20 protein-coding genes are annotated in these 18,775 nt (G+C 62.3%); 14 read left to right on the top strand and 6 right to left on the bottom strand.

Features of this window, described 5'->3' with window-relative positions:
- Positions 1-53 precede the first annotated feature (53 nt).
- On the top strand, positions 54-1,319 hold the full coding sequence (locus Q0949_RS06050) for a glutamate-5-semialdehyde dehydrogenase (RefSeq protein ID WP_299369690.1): 1,266 nt from the start codon (positions 54-56) through the stop codon (positions 1,317-1,319).
- Here Q0949_RS06050 and Q0949_RS06045 read toward each other — a convergent pair.
- A complete protein-coding gene (locus tag Q0949_RS06045; protein ID WP_299369688.1) occupies positions 1,316-1,909 on the bottom strand; it encodes a histidine phosphotransferase family protein in 594 nt (197 codons plus the stop codon). The genes Q0949_RS06050 and Q0949_RS06045 overlap by 4 nt on opposite strands.
- A gap of 38 nt (positions 1,910-1,947) precedes the next feature.
- On the opposite strand from Q0949_RS06045, the gene Q0949_RS06040 reads away from it, so the two are divergent.
- The 6 genes from Q0949_RS06040 to pip all read left to right on the top strand — a co-directional run bounded on the left by Q0949_RS06040 (position 1,948) and on the right by pip (position 6,947).
- Entirely contained in the window at positions 1,948-2,130 is a 183-nt protein-coding gene (locus Q0949_RS06040) for a DUF3553 domain-containing protein (RefSeq protein WP_299369686.1), read from the top strand.
- 96 nt (positions 2,131-2,226) lie between these two features.
- Positions 2,227-2,988: a GNAT family N-acyltransferase gene (locus Q0949_RS06035; RefSeq protein ID WP_299369684.1), complete on the top strand. Its 762-nt coding sequence runs from the start codon at positions 2,227-2,229 to the stop codon at positions 2,986-2,988.
- The gene (locus Q0949_RS06030; protein WP_299369682.1) at positions 2,985-3,824 is read left to right on the top strand and encodes a lysophospholipid acyltransferase family protein; all 840 of its coding nucleotides are present in this window, start codon (positions 2,985-2,987) and stop codon (positions 3,822-3,824) included. The genes Q0949_RS06035 and Q0949_RS06030 overlap by 4 nt, the downstream gene beginning before the upstream one ends.
- Before the next feature lie 299 nt (positions 3,825-4,123).
- A complete protein-coding gene (gene rpsB / locus Q0949_RS06025) occupies positions 4,124-4,999 on the top strand; it encodes a 30S ribosomal protein S2 (RefSeq protein WP_299369680.1) in 876 nt (291 codons plus the stop codon).
- A gap of 74 nt (positions 5,000-5,073) precedes the next feature.
- Positions 5,074-5,949 (top strand): translation elongation factor Ts, encoded by an 876-nt coding sequence (gene tsf / locus Q0949_RS06020; RefSeq protein ID WP_299369678.1) that lies wholly within the window; start codon positions 5,074-5,076, stop codon positions 5,947-5,949.
- An 83-nt stretch (positions 5,950-6,032) separates the two neighbouring features.
- A complete protein-coding gene (gene pip, locus Q0949_RS06015; RefSeq protein ID WP_299369676.1) occupies positions 6,033-6,947 on the top strand; it encodes a prolyl aminopeptidase in 915 nt (304 codons plus the stop codon).
- A gap of 682 nt (positions 6,948-7,629) precedes the next feature.
- On the opposite strand, the gene Q0949_RS06010 is transcribed toward pip, so the two are convergent.
- The 4 genes from Q0949_RS06010 to Q0949_RS05995 form a co-directional block, all read right to left on the bottom strand.
- Positions 7,630-8,379: a LuxR family transcriptional regulator gene (locus Q0949_RS06010; RefSeq protein WP_299369674.1), complete on the bottom strand. Its 750-nt coding sequence runs from the start codon at positions 8,377-8,379 to the stop codon at positions 7,630-7,632.
- Positions 8,376-8,819, bottom strand: coding sequence for a type II 3-dehydroquinate dehydratase (aroQ, locus tag Q0949_RS06005; protein WP_299369672.1), 444 nt, complete (start codon positions 8,817-8,819; stop codon positions 8,376-8,378). The genes Q0949_RS06010 and aroQ overlap by 4 nt, the downstream gene beginning before the upstream one ends.
- A gap of 72 nt (positions 8,820-8,891) precedes the next feature.
- A complete protein-coding gene (locus tag Q0949_RS06000; protein ID WP_299369671.1) occupies positions 8,892-9,353 on the bottom strand; it encodes a MaoC family dehydratase in 462 nt (153 codons plus the stop codon).
- Positions 9,350-10,354, bottom strand: a complete 1,005-nt coding sequence (locus Q0949_RS05995) for an NADP-dependent oxidoreductase (RefSeq protein ID WP_299369669.1) — start codon at positions 10,352-10,354, stop codon at positions 9,350-9,352. The genes Q0949_RS06000 and Q0949_RS05995 overlap by 4 nt, the downstream gene beginning before the upstream one ends.
- A gap of 29 nt (positions 10,355-10,383) precedes the next feature.
- On the opposite strand from Q0949_RS05995, the gene Q0949_RS05990 reads away from it, so the two are divergent.
- Entirely contained in the window at positions 10,384-11,046 is a 663-nt protein-coding gene (locus Q0949_RS05990; protein ID WP_299369667.1) for a histidine phosphatase family protein, read from the top strand.
- On the opposite strand, the gene Q0949_RS05985 is transcribed toward Q0949_RS05990, so the two are convergent.
- Positions 11,043-12,038: an NADPH:quinone oxidoreductase family protein gene (locus Q0949_RS05985; RefSeq protein ID WP_299369665.1), complete on the bottom strand. Its 996-nt coding sequence runs from the start codon at positions 12,036-12,038 to the stop codon at positions 11,043-11,045. The genes Q0949_RS05990 and Q0949_RS05985 overlap by 4 nt on opposite strands.
- Before the next feature lie 135 nt (positions 12,039-12,173).
- Here Q0949_RS05985 and Q0949_RS05980 point away from each other — a divergent pair, with 135 nt between their 5' ends.
- From Q0949_RS05980 to Q0949_RS05955, 6 genes are all read left to right on the top strand, one after another.
- Positions 12,174-12,998 carry an SDR family NAD(P)-dependent oxidoreductase gene (locus Q0949_RS05980; protein WP_299369663.1) on the top strand — a complete coding sequence of 275 codons (825 nt, stop codon included), beginning with the start codon at positions 12,174-12,176 and terminating at the stop codon, positions 12,996-12,998.
- The gene (locus Q0949_RS05975) at positions 12,995-13,879 is read left to right on the top strand and encodes an SDR family NAD(P)-dependent oxidoreductase (RefSeq protein ID WP_299369661.1); all 885 of its coding nucleotides are present in this window, start codon (positions 12,995-12,997) and stop codon (positions 13,877-13,879) included. The genes Q0949_RS05980 and Q0949_RS05975 overlap by 4 nt, the downstream gene beginning before the upstream one ends.
- Before the next feature lie 90 nt (positions 13,880-13,969).
- On the top strand, positions 13,970-15,166 hold the full coding sequence (locus Q0949_RS05970; protein ID WP_299369659.1) for an acetyl-CoA C-acyltransferase: 1,197 nt from the start codon (positions 13,970-13,972) through the stop codon (positions 15,164-15,166).
- Between the two features lie 58 nt (positions 15,167-15,224).
- A complete protein-coding gene (locus Q0949_RS05965; protein WP_299369657.1) occupies positions 15,225-16,217 on the top strand; it encodes a nitronate monooxygenase family protein in 993 nt (330 codons plus the stop codon).
- Between the two features lies 1 nt (position 16,218).
- On the top strand, positions 16,219-17,247 hold the full coding sequence (locus Q0949_RS05960; RefSeq protein ID WP_299369655.1) for a phosphotransferase family protein: 1,029 nt from the start codon (positions 16,219-16,221) through the stop codon (positions 17,245-17,247).
- Between the two features lie 181 nt (positions 17,248-17,428).
- Complete coding sequence (locus Q0949_RS05955) at positions 17,429-18,673, top strand: branched-chain amino acid ABC transporter substrate-binding protein (RefSeq protein ID WP_299369653.1); 1,245 nt, start codon at positions 17,429-17,431, stop codon at positions 18,671-18,673.
- Positions 18,674-18,775 lie beyond the last annotated feature (102 nt).

Here is an 18,775-nt window from a genome sequence, read left to right as displayed (position 1 = left end):
GGAATTGGATTAGGATCAGGGTCGCCGGACCCGACGCAACAAGGACGCGACAGATGAAAGACTTTGCCGACATTCCCAGCCTGATGGCAGAGATTGGAACACGCGCCAAGGCGGCCGCGGCGGAGCTGGCCTTTGCCAGTGCCGAACGCAAGCATGCGGCCCTGATCAGCGCGGCAGAGCATGTCTGGAACAGCCGCGAGACGATCATCGCGGCCAATGCGCGGGACCTTGAGTTCGGCCGCGAAAAGGGGTTGTCGGATGCGATGATGGACCGCCTCGCGCTGGACGAAAGCCGGATTCAGTCCATTGTGGACGGGCTGCGCGCCGTGGCCGAACAGGCCGACCCGGTGGGCGAGGTGCTGGCCGACTGGACCCAACCGACGGGCCTGCACATCCAGCGCGTGCGCACACCGCTGGGCGTCGTCGGTGTGATCTATGAGAGCCGCCCCAATGTCACGGCCGATGCCGGGGCCTTGTGCCTGAAGGCAGGCAATGCCGTGATCCTGCGCGGCGGGTCGGAGAGTTTTCATTCGTCCTCTGCCATCCACGCCGCGATGGTGGCGGGGTTGCGTGACGCGAACCTGCCAGAGGACGCGATCCAGCTGGTGCCGACGCGCGACCGCGCCGCGGTGTCCGAAATGCTGACCATGGTGGACACGATCGACGTGATCGTGCCGCGCGGTGGCAAGGGGCTGGTGGGGCTTGTGCAGCGCGAGGCGCGGGTGCCGGTCTTTGCCCATCTCGAAGGGATCGTGCACATCTATATCGACAAGGATGCGGACCCTGAAACCGTTCTGAAGGTCGTTCTGAATGCCAAAACGCGGCGCACTGGGATCTGCGGTGCGGCGGAGTGTCTGTTGATCCACGAGGATGTCGCCACCACGATTGGTCAGGGCGTTGTGCGCGCCTTGATGGATGCGGGTGTGACGGTCCATGCGGATGTGGCGCTGCAAACACTTGAGGGTGTCATCCGGGCCACGGACGCCGATTGGGGCAAGGAATATCTTGATATGGAGATCGCCGCGCGGGTTGTGCCGGATCTGGACGCGGCGATGGCCCATATCCGCACTTACGGGTCCAATCACACCGACTGCATCCTGACCGAGGACGCCGCCGCCGCCGCGCGGTTCATGCGCGAGTTGGACAGCGCCATTCTGATGCACAACGCATCGACCCAGTTTGCTGATGGCGGAGAGTTCGGGATGGGCGCGGAGATCGGTATTGCAACGGGCAAGATGCACGCGCGTGGCCCGGTGGGGGCTGCGCAGTTGACCAGCTTCAAGTACCTGGTGCGGGGGCAGGGGACGGTACGCGCCTAGAACAGGATGCGCATCCGCTCTGCCTCGATCTCGCCGGTGACGGTGCGTTCGGCATCGTTGGCCACGGCGGGCAGCAGTGCAAATTGCACATGCGCCGGAGCCAGGTCCTCCGGCTCTGTGCCGTCAAGCAGCGACCACAGCGTGTCGTCCGGGTTGGATTTCTGCGAATAGCCGGTGATCGTCCAAGCCCCGTTGTCGCAATTGACCTCGATCCGTCCGCCATAGGGCATGCTGGTTTCAAGGCACTGGATGGCGAGAAAGGCCATGCGGACCGCCCAACGCGGTTTTTCATCCAGGGGGCCGTAAGCCACCGTCAGGCGGCCACCTTTCATTGTGTCATTGAGGATCGACACGACCTCTGCCCGGCCCATGGCCTGATCGCTGGCCGCGCCATAGGCGATTCTGAAGAACCGGATCCGCGCGCTGGCGTTGCCGACACTTTCCGAGATCAGGTCAATCTCGGGGCCGTCGCGGTCATCGGACATGCCCAGAAGTTCGAGGCCGTTGTTGATCGCACCGATAGGCGATATCAGATCGTGACAAATGCGGCTGCCGATCAGGGCCGCCAGGTTTACATTAGTTTGGCCCATGGGCACCCCGCGCGCTGAACGAACCGGAAGGGTCGAATATGGAAGATCTAAACGCCATTCTGGCCCCCGGCATGTTGGTCCGCCATCCCGACCATTCGGAGTGGGGAATTGGTCAAGTACAAAGCAATGTCGGCGGCCGTGTCACTGTCAATTTCCCGGATACGGGAAAGATTGTCATCGATGGACGACGCATTGCACTGGTTCCGGTGTTTGATGCCTGATTATCCTTTCTGAAACCTTAACGCGATGCAACTGCTCACCATGCGGCGTTTCGCGGGGCTTTACCTTTGTGGGCATCGCCCGCTACACCCGCCGCGATGACACTGACCCACGATCCTGCCTTTCGCATCGCGTTGGCCAGCAGCGAAGAGATGCTGCGCGCGGCACAGGCGTTGCGCTACGAGGTCTTCGTGACCGAGCTGGGCGGCGATGGCGCGATGGTGGATCACGCGGCGCGCCTTGAGCGGGACCGGTTCGATCCGTTCTTTGATCACATGCTGCTTTACGACGACGCGATTGGCGCTGTCGTGGGCGTCTATCGGATGCTGCGCAGCAGCCAGGCTGCGGCGGCGGGCCAGTTCTATTCGGAGGATGAATATGATCTGACGCCGTTGCGCGCCACGGGGCGGCGGCTGCTGGAACTGGGGCGGTCCTGCGTGCGGGCCGAGTACCGGGGCGGGGCGGCCCTGTACCATCTGTGGAACGGGCTGGCGGATTATGTCGCGCGCCACGAGATCGAGGTCCTGTTTGGCGTTGCGTCCTTTCACGGCACCGACACACAGGCCTTGGCACAGCCCTTGTCACTGTTGCATCAGCGGCATTTAGCGGGCCCAGAGTTGCGCGTGGTGGCGCGGGCACCCCATGCGGTGTCGATGGATCTGCTGCCCGCGGGCCAGATCGACCGGAAGGCTGCGATGGTGAAGATCCCTGCCTTGATCAAGGCCTATCTGCGGCTGGGTGGCGTGGTGGGCGAGGGGGCGTTTGTGGATCATCGGTTCAATACCACAGATGTCTGCCTGATCATGGACACCAATGCGTTGTCGGCCCGGCAGCGGCGGATTTACGGGGCCGTCGCATGAGTGTCATCTGGGACGGTGCGCCGCCACCTGACGAGCCGCGGATCGGCCCTTTGGGGTGGGTGCGTATTGCGCTGCGGGGCCTCTTGATCCTTGTGACGATCCTGCTGGGCCTAACAGTGCTGTTGCCCTTGCGGCTGATCGAGCGGCCGTTTTTCGGGGCGGGTCGGCCGTTGAGCCCATGGGTGACGCAGGCCGTTTGCCGGGTGTCGCTCATGTGGATGGGGCTGTCTTATGGCCGGACGGGGCGGCCGATGACGATGCCGGGGGCGGTTGTCGCCAATCATTCAAGTTGGCTCGACATCTTTGTGCTGAACGCGTCGGATCGGGTGTACTTCGTGTCGAAATCCGAAGTGGCCGCGTGGCCGGGTATCGGGCTGCTGGCGCGCGTCACGGGCACGGTGTTCATCGCGCGCGACCGGCGCGAGGCCAAGGCGCAGACAGCTCTGTTCCGGCGCCGGATGGAGGACGGGCACCGGCTGCTGTTTTTCCCCGAAGGCACAAGCACCGATGGTCTGCGGGTTCTGCCGTTCAAGACAACGCTCTTCGAGGCGTTCTTTGCGCCCGGTCTGCGGGAGGGGATGTGGGTGCAGCCGGTATCGGTGACCTACCATGCACCGAAAGGGGCGCCTGTGCGCCTTTATGGCTGGTGGGGGGATATGGAGTTTGGGCCGCATTTGCTGGTGACGTTGGCGCAGCCGCGTCAGGGGCGTGTCGAGGTGGTTTATCATGCACCGATCCGCGTGGCCGAGATGCGCGACCGCAAGGCGCTGGCCGCTGCGGCGCAGACAGCGGTTCTGGCTGGGCATGGTCTGGCGGCTGTGCCGCACGAGAGCTGATTTTGACGTGATCCTGCGGCCACGGCCAAGGCCGTGACGCGATTCTACCGGCGGCGGCTGGACCCTGAGCCCGCCGGCATCCACGCCTGCGCGCTTTGCTTGGTTTGGGGATCGGGTCGCGTGTTCGGGGGCGCTGTGCATTTGGGGCTTGCCATTTGGCTGTGGGTGGCCTAATGCGCGCCCATCAATCCGCAGTCCGGGGCGGGCAGGTCGGGGGAGACATCCCCGCGTTGTCCACCGGTTGGTGCATCCGCACTGATACCCCGGGCAAGGCGAAAACCGGAAAAAGGATAAAGCACATGGCTCTTCCCGAGTTCTCCATGCGTCAGCTGCTCGAAGCAGGCGTTCACTTTGGTCACCAGACACAGCGTTGGAATCCCCGTATGGGCCCGTTCATTTACGGCGCGCGCAACGGCATCCACATCATGGACCTGACACAGACGGTTCCCATGCTGGACCAGGCCCTGCAGGCGGTGCGTGACACCGTTGCCAAGGGTGGGCGCGTTCTGTTCGTGGGCACCAAGCGTCAAGCGGCGCAACCCATCGCGGAAGCGGCGGAGAAATGCGCGCAATACTACATGAACCACCGCTGGCTGGGCGGCACACTGACCAACTGGCAGACCGTGTCCCAGTCGATAAACCGTCTGAAGTCGATTGACGAGCAGTCCGAGCGCGGGTTCGAAGGCCTGACGAAGAAAGAGCGTCTGGGCATGGAACGTGACCAGGGCAAGCTGCAAGCCAGCCTCGGCGGTATCCGCGAAATGGGCGGTCGTCCTGACCTGCTCTTCGTCATCGACGTCAAGAAAGAAGCGCTGGCCGTGGCCGAAGCCAACAAGCTGGGCATCCCGGTTGTGGCCGTGGTTGACACCAACTGCTCGCCCGACGGTGTGGACTACATCATCCCCGGCAACGACGACGCGGCCCGTGCCATCGCCCTGTATTGCGATCTGGCATCGCGCGCAGCCCTCGACGGCATGAGCGCCCAGCTGGGTGCGGCCGGTGTTGACCTCGGCGCCATGGAAGAGGCCCCCGTCGAAGAGGCCGTTGCCGAAGAGAGCACCGGCGTTGAAGTGGGTGCCGCATCCTCGGAAACGGTATCCAACGACGCGATGTCCAAGGACGCACCGCTGGATCTGGAATCCACGCAAGAGACTGTGGCCAAGGCCGACAGCTGATCGCTGTCACACATCTGACATATGCGGCGGGCGAAAGCCTGCCGCAACCACACCTATTTGAGGAGAGCCAAGAGATGGCAATCACAGCAGCATTGGTGAAAGAACTGCGCGACAGCACGGGCGCAGGCATGATGGACGCGAAAAAAGCGCTGACCGAGACGGATGGTGACATGGAAGCTGCCGTTGACTGGCTGCGCACCAAGGGCCTGGCGAAGGCCGCCAAGAAATCCGGTCGTACCGCAGCCGAGGGCCTCGTGGCCGTCGTTGTGGACGGTGGCACGGGCGTGGCTGTCGAAGTGAACTCCGAAACCGACTTTGTCGGCAAGAACGCCGAATTCCAGGAGATGGTGTCCGGCATCGCAAAGACGGCGCTGACCGTCGACGACGTCGACGCGCTGGTCGCGGCAGACATGGGTGGCAAGTCCGTTGGTGACGTCGTGACCGACAAGATTGCCACCATCGGTGAGAACATGAGCGTGCGCCGTATGGCCAAGCTGTCCGGTGACACGGTTGTGTCCTATGTCCACAACGCCGCAACCGCCGGCATGGGCAAGATCGGCGTTCTGGTGGCCATGAACGGTGGCGACGAAGCGTTTGGCAAGCAGGTTGCGATGCACATCGCCGCCGTGAACCCTGCCGCATTGGGCGAAGACGATCTGGACCCGGCCGTGGTCGAGAAAGAAAAGCAGGTCCAGATGGACATTGCCCGCGAAAGCGGCAAGCCCGAGCAGGTGATCGAGAAAATGATCATCGGCCGGATGAAGAAATTCATGTCCGAGATCACCCTGCTGAACCAGCAATTCGTTGTGAACCCTGACCTGACCGTCGAAGCGGCGGCCAAGGAAGCGGGCGCGACAATCACCGGGTTTGCGCGCCTCGAAGTGGGCGAAGGCATCGAAGTCGAAAAAGAAGACTTTGCTGCCGAGGTGGCCAAGGCGGTTCAGGGCTGAGCCTGACCGTTCCAACTGTCTAAGCAAGCGGCGCACCAGCGATGGGGCGCCGTTTTGCATTTGTGGTGGAGGGATGTTCTGTGATGCTGGACGTAGGCGAAGGGCACCGGATCCATATTGAGCAAGCCGGGCAGGGGCAGCCTGCGCTCGTGCTGCATGGGGGGCCGGGATCCGGGTGCACCGATGCGCATTACGACCTCTTTGATTTGTCTCGGTATCGGGTGACGTTGATGGACCAGCGTGGATGCGGGCGCAGCACACCTGCCGCCGCGCGTGACCTCGCGGCGTTGGACAGCAACACAACCCAGCACCTGATCCGCGATATCGAGGCCGCGCGCAGGCACTATGGTATTGAGAAATGGGTCGTGTTCGGAGGCTCTTGGGGATCAACCCTTGCCATGGCCTATGCGCAAGCGCATCCGGCGCGGGTGATTGCTCTGGTGCTTGCGGGCGTCGCGACGACCAGCGCGCGTGATCTCCGGTGGCTCTATGGCGATATCGGGAACATATTCCCCGAAGCCTTCCAAGCCTTTGCAGGCCATGTCCCGGATGTGGGCGGCGGCCCCGAACATACACCGGACCGGATCGCCGCCTATGCCGCGCGTCTGCGCGATAACGCCACGGCGCAGGCCGCCGCGGATGCGTGGTGCCAATGGGAGACGGCAATCTTCGGCGGGGATATTTCCGACCCGGGATCACGCTATGCCGATGCGGCCTTTCGCCTGGGATTTGCGCGTATCGTCACGCATTTTTTCACCCACGGTGCGTGGCTCGACGACGGCGTGCTGTTGCGTCAGGTCGAGCGGATGGCCCACATCCCCTGCACCATGATCCACAGCCGGTACGATCCGTCATGTCCCCTGCGAGGTGCATGGGAGTTGAACCGAGACTGGCCGGCCAGCACGTTGCACATCCTTGACGGGTCGGCGCATTCCGCGCTGGACCGCGACATGCGACGGGCGATCCGCGCGGCGACGGATACATATGCAGGTATCTGAAAGGGATTGGCGGGACCACGTTTGGGGTCGCAATCCCGCCATTTGTCGGCGTCCTTGGCCACGGGGATGAGACACGTGGACGCTTTCAAGAGTCCGGCCCACCCATGGATCAATACACAGGTGAGCCGGGTCCGGTTAGACCGGTCGGAACGGACTACCTCCGGTATTGCGAAGGGTCCGTCCCGTTGTTCCCTGGCTAAAGCCACCACTCACGGAACATCACTAGAATGACAAATTTACCCGCCGTTAAGAAGTGGGGGATTCCTTACCCGGTGGTCAAAAATTGCGAATGACGCGGGGTCGTTCGGTGTTTTATGTCGCCAACGCTGCATTTTCCGGCAATCATTTGGCCGCATCACTGCGGCCCGAGGTATGGTAACTATCTGTTTCTTAGTAATAAAAACGAGATTACGGCACGTGTAACAGCGGATGAGCTGGTCTGGCGTCGCCAATCGAACTGTTGAGCAAGACTTCGTTTCGATTTCGCCGTCTCTTCAACGCTGGCATGTAGCTGCCGCCTGTTTTTTGTGCAAATTGGCTGTTTTCAGAGCGAGGAATTTCGAGGATCGACAGTCACGAAAGTTCGAAATTGCAACCAAGGCGTCGCATGTTCGCATATTTCCGTGATCGCAAACGCTTGGGTTGTAAACGCCTCCGGCGTGCGGAGAATCATCAAATTCAGCTAGGCTTCGAGGATGAACATCTGGTTGGCAAAGGCCGCCTTGAGCACGGCTTGTGCCGTTGTTTCAACCGCAAGTGCCTCGCGCGCGAGCCGCAGATGTTTTTCCACCGTGGCCGAGGTCAACCCCATCAAAACGGCAATATCCTGCATAGTCTTGCCGTCGCCTACCCATTCCAACGCCTCACGCTGACGCTTGGTCAGCGATCTGTTGGGCGCTGTATAGGGCAGGGTGAGAATCTTGAGGTGGGCGACGTTGTTCATCAAATGGATATCACGGCCATGCTCGGCCCAGATGGCGTCGACCTCGTCTTGGGTCATGCCCTTGCGGGCTGTCAGGGCGATGGCACCTTTTGAGCGCGCGGAAACGGAGCGGAAGCTGATCGTGAAGCCCGCTGTCACGCCCATGGAATAGTTGAATTCCAGCACCCGCTGTTCGGCAGGTGTCAGCGTTTTGGTCGACTGCATTTGCGACAGGATACCCCAGCTGCACGCGCCCTCGTTGTTGAGCGCCCAGTTGACCATGGGAGCATGGACATAGTGCTGTTCCCCCATGAAAACGTCCGTGTAGGCCCGGTCGTGGTTGGTCAGGATGATGAAATCCTCTGGATCGCCCAGCGAATTGCCCGACCGATAGCGGGTAAAGCCGTAGATCAACCGGTCAAAGCCGAACTCCGCCATCTTGCGGCTGTGCGCTTCCCAAAGTTCTTCAATGGTTTGGCAATTGGACAGACGGTGCAGATAGCTTTTCACGATGTCCCCCCTAAATGACCGATCAGCGCATCAAGTGCCAAAATATATCCGCGCGCTCCGAACCCGCAGATCATGCCGACCGCGACAGGCGCGATGAAACTGGTGTGCCGAAAGGTCTCGCGGGCGTGGATGTTTGACAAGTGCAGTTCGACCACAGGCAATTCGACGCCGACAATTGCATCGTGCAGCGCGATGGAGGTGTGCGTGTAGGCGCCCGCATTCAGCACCACACCATCGTAGACGCCCTTGGCGTCTTGGATCGCATCGACAAGCGCGCCCTCGTGGTTGGACTGAAGGCAGGTCACTTGAATACCAAGTGTCTGGCCGTGGGCCGCACACATCGCCTCGACATCCGCGAGGGTGGTCTTGCCATAAATTTCGGGCTGGCGCGTCCCCAGCAAATTCAGGTTTGGCCCATTGAGAACAAGGACAGAAGTCATCGAAAATACCTTTGAGTTGCAACGGTGTTAGCGACTGAGTGGGTGGTCTGTCCAGTGTCAGGTTTGGGGCATTCAATCAAACACGGCGAGGCCAAGCCAATCTGCAACAAGCGCAGGGGTGTCCTGACCGTCGATATCGATGGTGAGGCGGGTTTCGCGCATCAGGGTTTTCGCGTCCCTTTTGTGCACGCCAGTGAGGGTAAAGCGCCCCCGCAATGAGCGACCGGCGCGCACCGGCGATAGGAACCGGATGCGATCAAACCCGTAATTGATCCCCATCGTCTGGCCCGGCAGCATCGGGAAACAGTCATAGGCAAATCGTGACGCGAGGCTGAGCGTGAGGAACCCATGCGCGATTGTGCCGCCCAGCGGCGTTTGCGCCGCACGGTCGGGGTCGGTGTGGATCCATTGGGTGTCCTGCGTGGTGTCCGCAAACCGGTCGATCATCGCCTGATCAACGAGGATCCAGCGCGATGTGCCTACCTCGGTGCCAATCTGTGTCTCCAACAGGGCGAGGGCTGCATCGATGCTCATTCGGGATCTGCCCCCACGCGTACCATGCGCTTGCCGGTGTTGTCGCCGGCGAGAAGGCCGATCAGGGCGGCAGGCGCGTTTTCGAGCCCGTCCACGATATCTTCGGTCACCTTGATCTGTCCCGCTGCGACCCACGCCCCCAACGCGCGCGTCGCCTTGGCATCGTCATGGGCAAAGTCCATCACGATGAAACCTTCCATGCGCAGACGCTTGACCACCACGACGCCCGGCAGGTTGCGCGGACCGGTCGGGGCGGTCGTGTCATATTGGCTGATTGCGCCGCAGCACACCACGCGTCCGCGTTCGTTCATCAATGCGAGAGTGGATTCGAGGATCGTCCCGCCGACATTGTCGAAATAGACATCTACACCATCAGGGCAGGCGGTCCTAAGAGCCTTGAACACGCCGCCCGCGCGGTAATCCACACAAGCGTCAAATCCGAGGGTGTCGGTGACGTAGGTGCATTTCTCAGGGCCCCCGGCAATGCCCACGACCCGGCATCCCAGCGCCTTGCCGATTTGCCCGACATAGCCGCCGACGGACCCGGCAGCCGCACTCACCACGATGGTTTCGCCCGCCAGTGGCCGTCCGACACTCAGCAAGCCATGGAAGGCCGTCTTGCCCGCGATGCCATAGACGCTCAGCAGGTGGCTGAGTGGCGCGACCTTGGGCAGCTTCTGGACCTTGTGCGCGGGGCGCGTGACGTGATCGGCCCAGACGCTTTCTGCTGCGACGATGTCTCCGAGGGACAGGCGGGGTGACTTGCTCTCGATCACCTCGCAGATCGCATAGGTGGGCATGGGATCGCCTGCCTGTACTGCGTCGCGATAGGTGGCGCCCTGCATCCACGACCGGTTCGCCGCATCAATGCTCATCAGGATGGTGCGCAACAGCACCTCGCCATCGCCGGGTACAGGCATTTCCACATCCTTCATGGCAAAGTGTTCGGGGCCAAGCGTGCCTTGGGGCAGGGTGGCCACAACGATCTGGCGGTTGGTCATTTCAATGGTCCTCGTGTAAGGGTGCGGGCATGACAAAAGAGTATCGACAGCCCGTTTATACACCGCCCGCGGGGGCGGCTGATCTGTTTCTGATCCGACACGGAGAAAGCGCGCCCGCGCGCCCTGGTGTCAGCTTTCCCATGAAAGACGGGCACGGAGATCCGCGTTTGCATCCTGTCGGAGAGAAGCAGGCTGTGGCCGTTGGTGAACGGTTGAAAACCGAAGCGTTTGCAGCGATTTACGTGACGAAGTTGACACGCACGCACCAGACGGCCGCACCCTTGGCCGCGCACCTTGGCTTGACCCCGGTCGAGAACCCGGATCTGCACGAGGTCCATCTGGGCGACTGGGATGGCGGCCTTTACCGGATCAAAGCCGCCGAGGGTGATCCGATCTATCGCCATGTGACCGAAACGCAGGACTGGGCCGCGATCCCCGGCGCCGAGACGCGGGATGCGTTTTTTGGACGTGTGCGCAAGGGGTTGCGCGACATAGCGCATGCGCACCCCGACGCATGTGTGGCCGTCTTTGTTCATGGGGGTGTGATTGGCGCAGCGCTCGCGATGGCCACGGGATCGGAGCCGTTCGCCTTTCTGGGCGCAGCCAATGGATCGATCAGCCGGCTGGTTGTGCACGGGGACCGCATGATCGTGCGCGGGTTCAATGAAACGCAGCACCTCGACACCCTCTAGTCCAACGTCAGGACCACCTTGCCCTGCACCTTTCGGTCTGAAATCAGCGCGAGCGCTTGGGCGGCTTCTTGCATCGGGAACCGGGCGGAGATGTGGGGTTTGACCTTTCCTTTTGCATATAAATCAAACAATTCCGAAACGTTCTGCATGTGACCTGCTGGGTCACGGTAGATCGAGGCGCCCCAGAACACACCCACGATCTGGCACGACTTCAGCAGCGCGAGGTTCAACGGGATGGATGGTATCCCTGCGGGGAAACCCACGACAAGAAAGCGGCCGTTCCAACCCATGGACCGGATCACCGGGTTGGCATAATCGCCGCCGACCGCATCATATGCGACATCGACACCATTCGGGCCCGCAGCGGTCTTGATCGCGGCACCCAGCGCCTTTTGCGCGTCGCGGTCCATGTCGCGGGGATAGATGATCGTGTCATCCGCGCCCAGCGATGTGCAGAACGCGGCCTTTTCTTCGGAGCTGACAGCGGCAATGACCCTCGCACCTGCGGCCTTGCCCAGCTCAATCGCGGCGGCACCAACGCCACCCGCCGCGCCAAGGATCAACAGCGTCTCGCCCGGCTGCAACAGCCCACGGTCCTTGAGCGCGTAGTGCGACGTGCCGTAGGTGAACAGAAAGCACGCGGCCTCGTCAAAGGGCATCGCGTCGGGGATTTTCACGCAGGACGTCGCAGGCGTGCAGATATGCGTGGTGAACCCGCCAAAGCCTGTCATGGCCAGTACCCGGTCGCCTTGGGCCAGCGTGGTGACACCGTCGCCCACCGCCTCGACCACGCCGGACACCTCGCCGCCGGGCGCGAAGGGACGTGGCGGTTTGATCTGGTACAGGTCCTCGATGATCAACGTGTCGGGAAAATTCACTCCGGCCGCACGCACCGCGATGCGCACTTCGCCCTTCTTTGGCGCAGGCGTGGGCAGGTCAGTCCATTCGAGGGTGTCGGGCCCGCCCGGGGCGGTGCTGAGCATGGCGTGCATATCGGGTCCTCCCACCCATGACGTTACGGCAGGGGTGCAATGCACCCGCCTTTGTCACATCCTGCAGTTGCGGGTACGGTGCTGTAAACCCGCACGCTGCGCGACATCGCGGTAAGGCCCGAGGAGGAGAGACAGATGGACCCCAAGACCTTGTTTTCGCTGGAGGGCAAAGTGGCCCTTGTCACGGGGGGTGCCACGGGCATCGGGCGGATGGCCGCGACGGGGCTGATGATGGCCGGGGCCCACGTGCTGATTGCCAGCCGCAAGGGAGATGCCTGCGAAGCGGTGGCCGCCGAGCTGAACGCGATGGACGCGCCCGGATCGGTCGAGGGGTTTGCCGGTGACATTGGCAGCGAGGCAGGCATCGACACGCTGGTGGCCGAGGTCAAGGCCCGCACGGGCGCTCTCCACATCCTGATGAACAATTCCGGCGTCACTTGGGGCGCGCCCATGGGCCAGTTTCCCCACGCCGCATGGGACAAGGTGATGAATGTGAACGTGGCCGCGATGTTTCACCTTACGCAATCGCTATTGCCGATGCTGATCGACACGTCCACGCCCGATGATCCCGCACGTGTGGTCAACGTGGGTTCCGTCATGGGCGAGGCACCGATGGGGGACGGCGCTTATTCCTACGCGGCATCCAAGGCGGCGGTGTTGCACATGACCAAGATCATGGCCAAGGAACTGGCCCCCCATCACGTGACGGTTAACGCGCTGGCACCGGGGCCGTTCGTGTCCAAAATGACCGCCTTTGCCACCGCAGACGAGGGGATGCGCGACAAGGTCGGTGCTGATGTTCCGCTGGGCCGTGTGGGTCGGGATGAGGATATCGCCGGGTGCATGCAGTTCCTCTGCGGGCGCGGTGGGGCCTACCTGACCGGCGCGGTTCTACCGGTATCCGGGGGCATTCAGGTCATGACCGGCCCCAACCTGTTCCGGGCGGCACTGGGCGGATGATCCGGTTCGACGATCAGGTGGCAATTGTCACCGGGGCAGGGGCCGGGCTGGGCCGCAGCCACGCGCTTGGGCTGGCCGCCCGCGGCGCGCGGGTCGTGGTAAACGACATGCATGTGGCCGATGATGTGGTGGCCGACATCGTCGCCGCTGGCGGCGAAGCGATGGCGGTCGCGGCTGATGTCTCCAATGCCGCCGATGTTCAGGCGATGATCGACACGGTCATGGCCCATTGGGGCCGTATCGACATTCTGATCAACAACGCAGGCATCCTGCGCGACAAGACATTTGCCAAGATGGAGATGGCGGATTTCGCCAAGGTGATCACGGTGCACCTCATGGGCACCGCACTCTGCTGTCATGCGGTCTGGCCGATCATGCGCGCGCAGCGCTATGGGCGGATCGTGCTCACCTCGTCGGGGTCCGGGCTCTACGGCAATTTCGGGCAATCCAACTATGCCGCTGCCAAGGCGGGCATGGTCGGCCTGATGAACACTCTGCACCTCGAAGGGGTGCGCGATGATATCCGCATCAACACCCTCGCCCCCACGGCGGCCACCGCCATGACCGAAGGGCTGCTGCCCGAGGCCGCCCTGGAGCTTTTGCAGCCCGAGACGATCACGCCCGGCGTTCTTTATCTGGTCAGCCGCGATGCGCCCCGCCGCACCATCCTCGCCGCGGGCGGCGGGTGTTTCGCTGTGACGCAGATCACCGAAACCCAAGGCGCACTGCTCACAGGCGACATCACACCCGAGGCGGTGGCAGACCAGTGGGCCAAAATCTCGGATCCCTCGGATGCCGAGGCGATGGAAAATGCCTTTGCCCAAACCCGAAAATACGCGCTGCGCGCGGCCCAGGCGAAAGGTGTGGCGCTTGACTGGTAGCGGACGATCCCCCTTCATCTTGCCAAATAAACTTCGGGGTCCGGGGCAGCGCCCCGGTCCATACCTCTCAATTCAAAAGGATACCTGATCATGCGCGACGCCGTCATCGTCTCCACCGCCCGCACCCCGATTGGCAAGGCCTATCGCGGTGCGTTCAACGCCACCACGCCGCAGGCATTGGCCGCCCATGCCATCGAACACGCCGTGTCGCGGGCCGGCATCGACGGGGCCGAGGTGAGCGACGTCGTGATGGGGGCGGCGCTGCAACAGGGGCACACGGCCAGCAACATCGCGCGTCAGGCGGCAATCCGCGCGGGCCTGCCGGTAACCGTCGCGGGGATGAGCCTTGACCGTCAATGTGCGTCCGGCATGATGGCCATCGCCACGGCGTCCAAACAGGTCGCGATGGACGGTATGGATGTGGTTGTGGCGGGCGGTGTCGAATCCGTCTCCATGGTGCAGACGCCGGAAATGCGCGCCCATGGCGATCCATGGCTCAAGGCGCACAAGCCAGAGATTTACATGACCATGCTGGAAACCGCGGAAACCGTCGCCGCGCGTTACGGCGTCAGCCGCGAGGATCAGGACCGCTATGCGGTGCAATCGCAAGCCCGCACCGCCGCCGCCCAAGAGGCCGGTCGGTTCGACGATGAAATCGTGCCCATGACCACAGTCATGAAGTTTCAGGACAAGGAAACCAAGGCGATCTCGGAACATGAGGTGACCCTGGCCAAGGACGAGGGCAACCGGCCCGGCACCAGCTACGAGACGGTTGCAGGTCTGAAGCCTGTGTTTTCGGGCGGCATCCATATCGATCAGGGTGGGTTCATCACGGCCGGGAACGCGTCGCAATTGTCCGACGGTGCTTCTGCGGCGGTGGTGATGGAAGCCTCCGTTGCCGCGCAAAAGGGACTGGCGCCGCTGGGCCGCTGTGTCGGTGTGATGGCTGCGGGTTGCGAGCCGGACGAAATGGGTATCGGACCGGTCTTTGCCGTTCCAAAACTGCTGGCGGCCCACGGGCTGGGTATGGATGATATTGGCCTGTGGGAATTGAACGAGGCCTTTGCGGTGCAGGTCCTCTATTGCCGCGACACGCTTGGGATCCCGGACGATCTGTTGAACGTCAACGGTGGCGCGATTTCCATTGGCCACCCCTACGGCATGTCGGGCGCGCGCATGGTTGGTCATGCGCTGATCGAGGGCAAACGCCGCGGTGCGCGCCATGTCGTGTGTACCATGTGCGTTGGCGGCGGCATGGGGGCCGCTGGCCTCTTCGAAGTGCTATAAGTCGTGAAGCTCCGAGCCATACACCGCGCTACGGCGCATCCGCGTGAAGGCCGAAACGATGCGACCTGACCACCATTTGCCGTCTGCATTGCAGGGTTTGCGCCTGCCGCTGATCGCGGCGCCGCTGTTCATCATCTCTGTCCCCGAGCTGGTGATCGCCCAGTGCAAGGCGGGCATCGTCGGGTCGTTCGCGGCGTTGAACGCGCGCGAGGCCGAGGGCGAACCGCCCTTGCTCGACGCGTGGCTGACGCAGATCACCGAAGAACTGGACAGGCACAATCAGGCCAATCCCGACACGCCCGCCGCACCGTTTGCGATCAACCAGATCGTGCACCGGTCCAATGCACGGCTGGAGCGCGACCTCGAGATTTGCGTCCGCCACAAGGTGCCGATCTGGATCACGTCGCTGGGCGCGCGGGTCGAGGTGAACGAGGCCGCGCACAGCTGCGGTGGCGTAGTGCTGCATGACGTGATCAACAATACGTTCGCCCGCAAGGCCATCGAAAAGGGCGCGGATGGTCTGGTTGCGGTCGCGGCGGGTGCGGGCGGGCATGCAGGGCAACAGTCGCCCTTTGCGCTTGTCCGCGAAATCCGCAGCTGGTTTGACGGCCCGCTGGCTCTGTCCGGCGCCATCGCCACAGGCGAGGCCGTGCTTGCCGCGCAGGCATTGGGGGCGGATTTCGGCTATGTCGGATCGCCGTTCATTGCGACCCGTGAGGCCAACGCGGTGCAAGGTTACAAGGACATGATCGTCGACAGCGGAGCCGAAGACATCGTCTATTCGTCACTTTTTACTGGTGTGTGGGGCAACTACCTACGCGGATCCGTGGCCGCCGCGGGCATGGATCCCGACAACCTGCCCACGGCGGACGCGTCTTCGATGAACTTTTCTGGCGGATCGTCCAAACCCAAGGCCTGGAAAACCATCTGGGGGTCGGGGCAGGGTATCGGTGCCGTTACGTCTGTCGAGCCTGCTGGCGTTCTGGTGGACCGCATCGCTGCCGAATATGATGCGGCCCGCAAGCGCATGGCAGCCGCAATCGGAGGATAGGATGGACACGCAAACGCTCGATATTCCTGCCGTCACGGCACACCTCCGGGACAAGTTGCCCGGATTTGATGGGGCGGTCACTGCGACCAAGTTTGCAGGCGGGCAATCCAACCCGACCTTTCTGCTGGACACGTCCGCCGGACGGTACGTGCTGCGCCGCAAACCGCCGGGGCAGCTGTTGAAATCCGCCCACGCCGTTGACCGTGAATTCCGCGTGCAAAGCGCGTTGGCCGGATCAGATGTGCCCGTCGCGCGGATGCATCTGCTATGCGAGGATGCGGATGTGATCGGGTCGGATTTCTATGTCATGGACCATGTGGCTGGCCGCAATTTCAATGAGCCGACCATGGACGGCGTCAGCAATGCTGACCGGTCGGCCGTCATCGGTGACATGAACCGGGTCCTTGCCGCACTGCACAGTGTGGACGTGGATGCGGTCGGCCTGGCAGATTTTGGTCCCCCAGGCCACTACCTCGAACGGCAGGTGGGCCGCTGGTCAAAACAGTATCGCGCTTCCGAAACCCAAGACATCCCCGCCATGAATCGGCTGATGGAACGGCTTGTGTCCGAGATGCCCGAGGATGACGGCCAGCGCACATTGGTGCACGGCGACTACCGGATCGACAACATGATCTTCCAGGCGGATGGCACCCGCTGTCTGGCCGTCCTCGATTGGGAACTGAGTACAATCGGCCACCCCTACGCCGACCTCGCATCGGTGATCATGCAATGGCAATTGCCCGCCGGAGCGCAGGGGCGCGGGTTGATGGGGGTGGACCGCGCCGCTCTGGGCTTGCCATCGGATGCGGAGTTTGTCGCGGAATATTGCAACAGGCGCGGGTTGGAGCGCATTGATCGCTTTGGTTTTTTCGTGGCGTTCTGCTTTTTTCGCATGGGCGCAATCATCCAAGGCGTGCTCAAGCGTGCACTGGATGGCAACGCGTCGAACCCGGAGCGGGCCAAGCAGCTGGGTGCTTTTGTACCCGTGTTTGCCAAGAATGGGATCGAGGCGCTCGAAACCGATATCTAACAATGGGATACGCGCCACAATTTATGTGACACATGAACTCTGAGTGCCGACCTGGCCCATTCCGCAACGCAGCGACCTAGACGCTTGACTTATCCCGTGCGTGTGCAACGCTGGACCTATACCGCTCGAAAATCTGGTCCGAAGAGGCCGCAAGGGCGGGTCGCGTTCTAGGGAGGAACACATGCTCAAATCCATCACGCTTGGCGTGGCAACCGCGTTGACCCTGTCGGTCAGTGCTTTGGCTGCCTCCGCCGATACCATCAAAATCGCCTTCATCGATCCGCTGTCAGGTCCGTTCGCGGGTACGGGCACGAATGGCCTGCACCAGTATGAATTCGCGGCCGAGGAACTGGTCAACAAACAGGGCGGCGTCCTTGACGGCGACATGTTCGAGATTGTCGCATTCGACAACAAGATCAGCCCCAAGGAGTCGCTGATCCAGCTGCAAGTCGCGATTGATCAGGGCATCCGCTACATCGCCCAAGGCAACAGTTCGGGCGTGGCCAACGCGCTGACCGAGGCGATCGACAAGCACAATCGCCGCAATCCGGATGACAAGGTCCTGTTCCTGAACTACTCCGCCGTCGATCCGGCGCTGACCAATGACAAGTGCAACTTCTGGCACTTCCGCTTTGACGCGAACGCCGACATCAAGATGGATGCGCTGACGGATGTGATCGCCGAAGATGATGGGATCAAGAAAGTATACATCATTGGGCAGGACTATTCCTTCGGCAAGGCCGTGGCTGCGGCGGCCGTGCGTTTCATCGGTGAAAAGCGCCCCGACATCGAAATCGTCGGCAACGAATTGCACCCCATTGGCAAGGTCAAGGATTTCACCCCCTACAGCCGCAAGATCGTGGCCTCGGAGGCCGACGCGATCATCACCGGAAACTGGGGTGCGGACATGCTGGGCTTGGGCAAGTCCGTGCTGGAAAACGGTTATGATGGTCCAATCTTCACCTATTACGCCGCCGCAGACGGCATCACCGCGGCCTTTGGCGAAACCGGCGAAGGCAGCTTGCGCCTTGTGGCCGAGGGGCAGATCAACCCGCCCGCCAATGACAGGGCCGCGGCCTATTACGAGGCGTTCAAGGCCAAGTATCCTGATGGCAATATCAGTCAGGCGCGCATCACCAACGTGATCGAGATGCTGGCCCGCGCCATCGATGAAGCGGGCAGTGCCACGGATGTGGTCAAGGTGGCATACGCCCTTGAAGACATGGAGCACGAAAGTCTCTGGGGTGGGTCGATCAAGATGCGTGCCATCGATCACCAGTTGATCCAGGACGTGCACATCCACGCCCACACCGATGATGGCATCACCTTCGACTACGACAATTCCGGCTACGGGATCAAAGTCGAGAACACGGTGACCATGGCCGCCATGGACTCCGAGACCAGCTGCAAGATGCGGCGCCCCTGATGCACAAGCGCCTTCCCCTTCCTTTCGCTTGAAATACCTCGGGGGAGGCGCGGCACGCGCCGGGGGCAGAGCCCCCCGGTGACGCAACAGACGTCTTTCGGA

The sequence above is a fragment of the uncultured Tateyamaria sp. genome, assembly GCF_947487805.1.
Taxonomy (GTDB): Bacteria; Pseudomonadota; Alphaproteobacteria; order Rhodobacterales; family Rhodobacteraceae; genus Tateyamaria.
This window is presented reverse-complemented; position numbering and strand designations above follow the sequence as displayed.

What these genes read in the sequence shown, in the direction of transcription:
- pip (WP_299369676.1), top strand. Translation starts at nt 6,033, where the DNA reads ATGCTGGACGTAGGCGAAGGGCACCGGATCCATATTGAGCAAGCCGGG.
- aroQ (WP_299369672.1), bottom strand. Translation starts at nt 8,819, where the DNA reads ATGACTTCTGTCCTTGTTCTCAATGGGCCAAACCTGAATTTGCTGGGG.
- Q0949_RS05995 (WP_299369669.1), bottom strand. Translation starts at nt 10,354, where the DNA reads ATGACCAACCGCCAGATCGTTGTGGCCACCCTGCCCCAAGGCACGCTT.
- Q0949_RS06040 (WP_299369686.1), top strand. Translation starts at nt 1,948, where the DNA reads ATGGAAGATCTAAACGCCATTCTGGCCCCCGGCATGTTGGTCCGCCAT.
- Q0949_RS05970 (WP_299369659.1), top strand. Translation starts at nt 13,970, where the DNA reads ATGCGCGACGCCGTCATCGTCTCCACCGCCCGCACCCCGATTGGCAAG.
- Q0949_RS05965 (WP_299369657.1), top strand. Translation starts at nt 15,225, where the DNA reads ATGCGACCTGACCACCATTTGCCGTCTGCATTGCAGGGTTTGCGCCTG.
- Q0949_RS06045 (WP_299369688.1), bottom strand. Translation starts at nt 1,909, where the DNA reads ATGGGCCAAACTAATGTAAACCTGGCGGCCCTGATCGGCAGCCGCATT.
- Q0949_RS05975 (WP_299369661.1), top strand. Translation starts at nt 12,995, where the DNA reads ATGATCCGGTTCGACGATCAGGTGGCAATTGTCACCGGGGCAGGGGCC.
- Q0949_RS05985 (WP_299369665.1), bottom strand. Translation starts at nt 12,038, where the DNA reads ATGCACGCCATGCTCAGCACCGCCCCGGGCGGGCCCGACACCCTCGAA.
- Q0949_RS06030 (WP_299369682.1), top strand. Translation starts at nt 2,985, where the DNA reads ATGAGTGTCATCTGGGACGGTGCGCCGCCACCTGACGAGCCGCGGATC.
- tsf (WP_299369678.1), top strand. Translation starts at nt 5,074, where the DNA reads ATGGCAATCACAGCAGCATTGGTGAAAGAACTGCGCGACAGCACGGGC.
- Q0949_RS06050 (WP_299369690.1), top strand. Translation starts at nt 54, where the DNA reads ATGAAAGACTTTGCCGACATTCCCAGCCTGATGGCAGAGATTGGAACA.
- Q0949_RS05980 (WP_299369663.1), top strand. Translation starts at nt 12,174, where the DNA reads ATGGACCCCAAGACCTTGTTTTCGCTGGAGGGCAAAGTGGCCCTTGTC.
- rpsB (WP_299369680.1), top strand. Translation starts at nt 4,124, where the DNA reads ATGGCTCTTCCCGAGTTCTCCATGCGTCAGCTGCTCGAAGCAGGCGTT.
- Q0949_RS05990 (WP_299369667.1), top strand. Translation starts at nt 10,384, where the DNA reads ATGACAAAAGAGTATCGACAGCCCGTTTATACACCGCCCGCGGGGGCG.
- Q0949_RS06035 (WP_299369684.1), top strand. Translation starts at nt 2,227, where the DNA reads ATGACACTGACCCACGATCCTGCCTTTCGCATCGCGTTGGCCAGCAGC.
- Q0949_RS05960 (WP_299369655.1), top strand. Translation starts at nt 16,219, where the DNA reads ATGGACACGCAAACGCTCGATATTCCTGCCGTCACGGCACACCTCCGG.
- Q0949_RS05955 (WP_299369653.1), top strand. Translation starts at nt 17,429, where the DNA reads ATGCTCAAATCCATCACGCTTGGCGTGGCAACCGCGTTGACCCTGTCG.
- Q0949_RS06000 (WP_299369671.1), bottom strand. Translation starts at nt 9,353, where the DNA reads ATGAGCATCGATGCAGCCCTCGCCCTGTTGGAGACACAGATTGGCACC.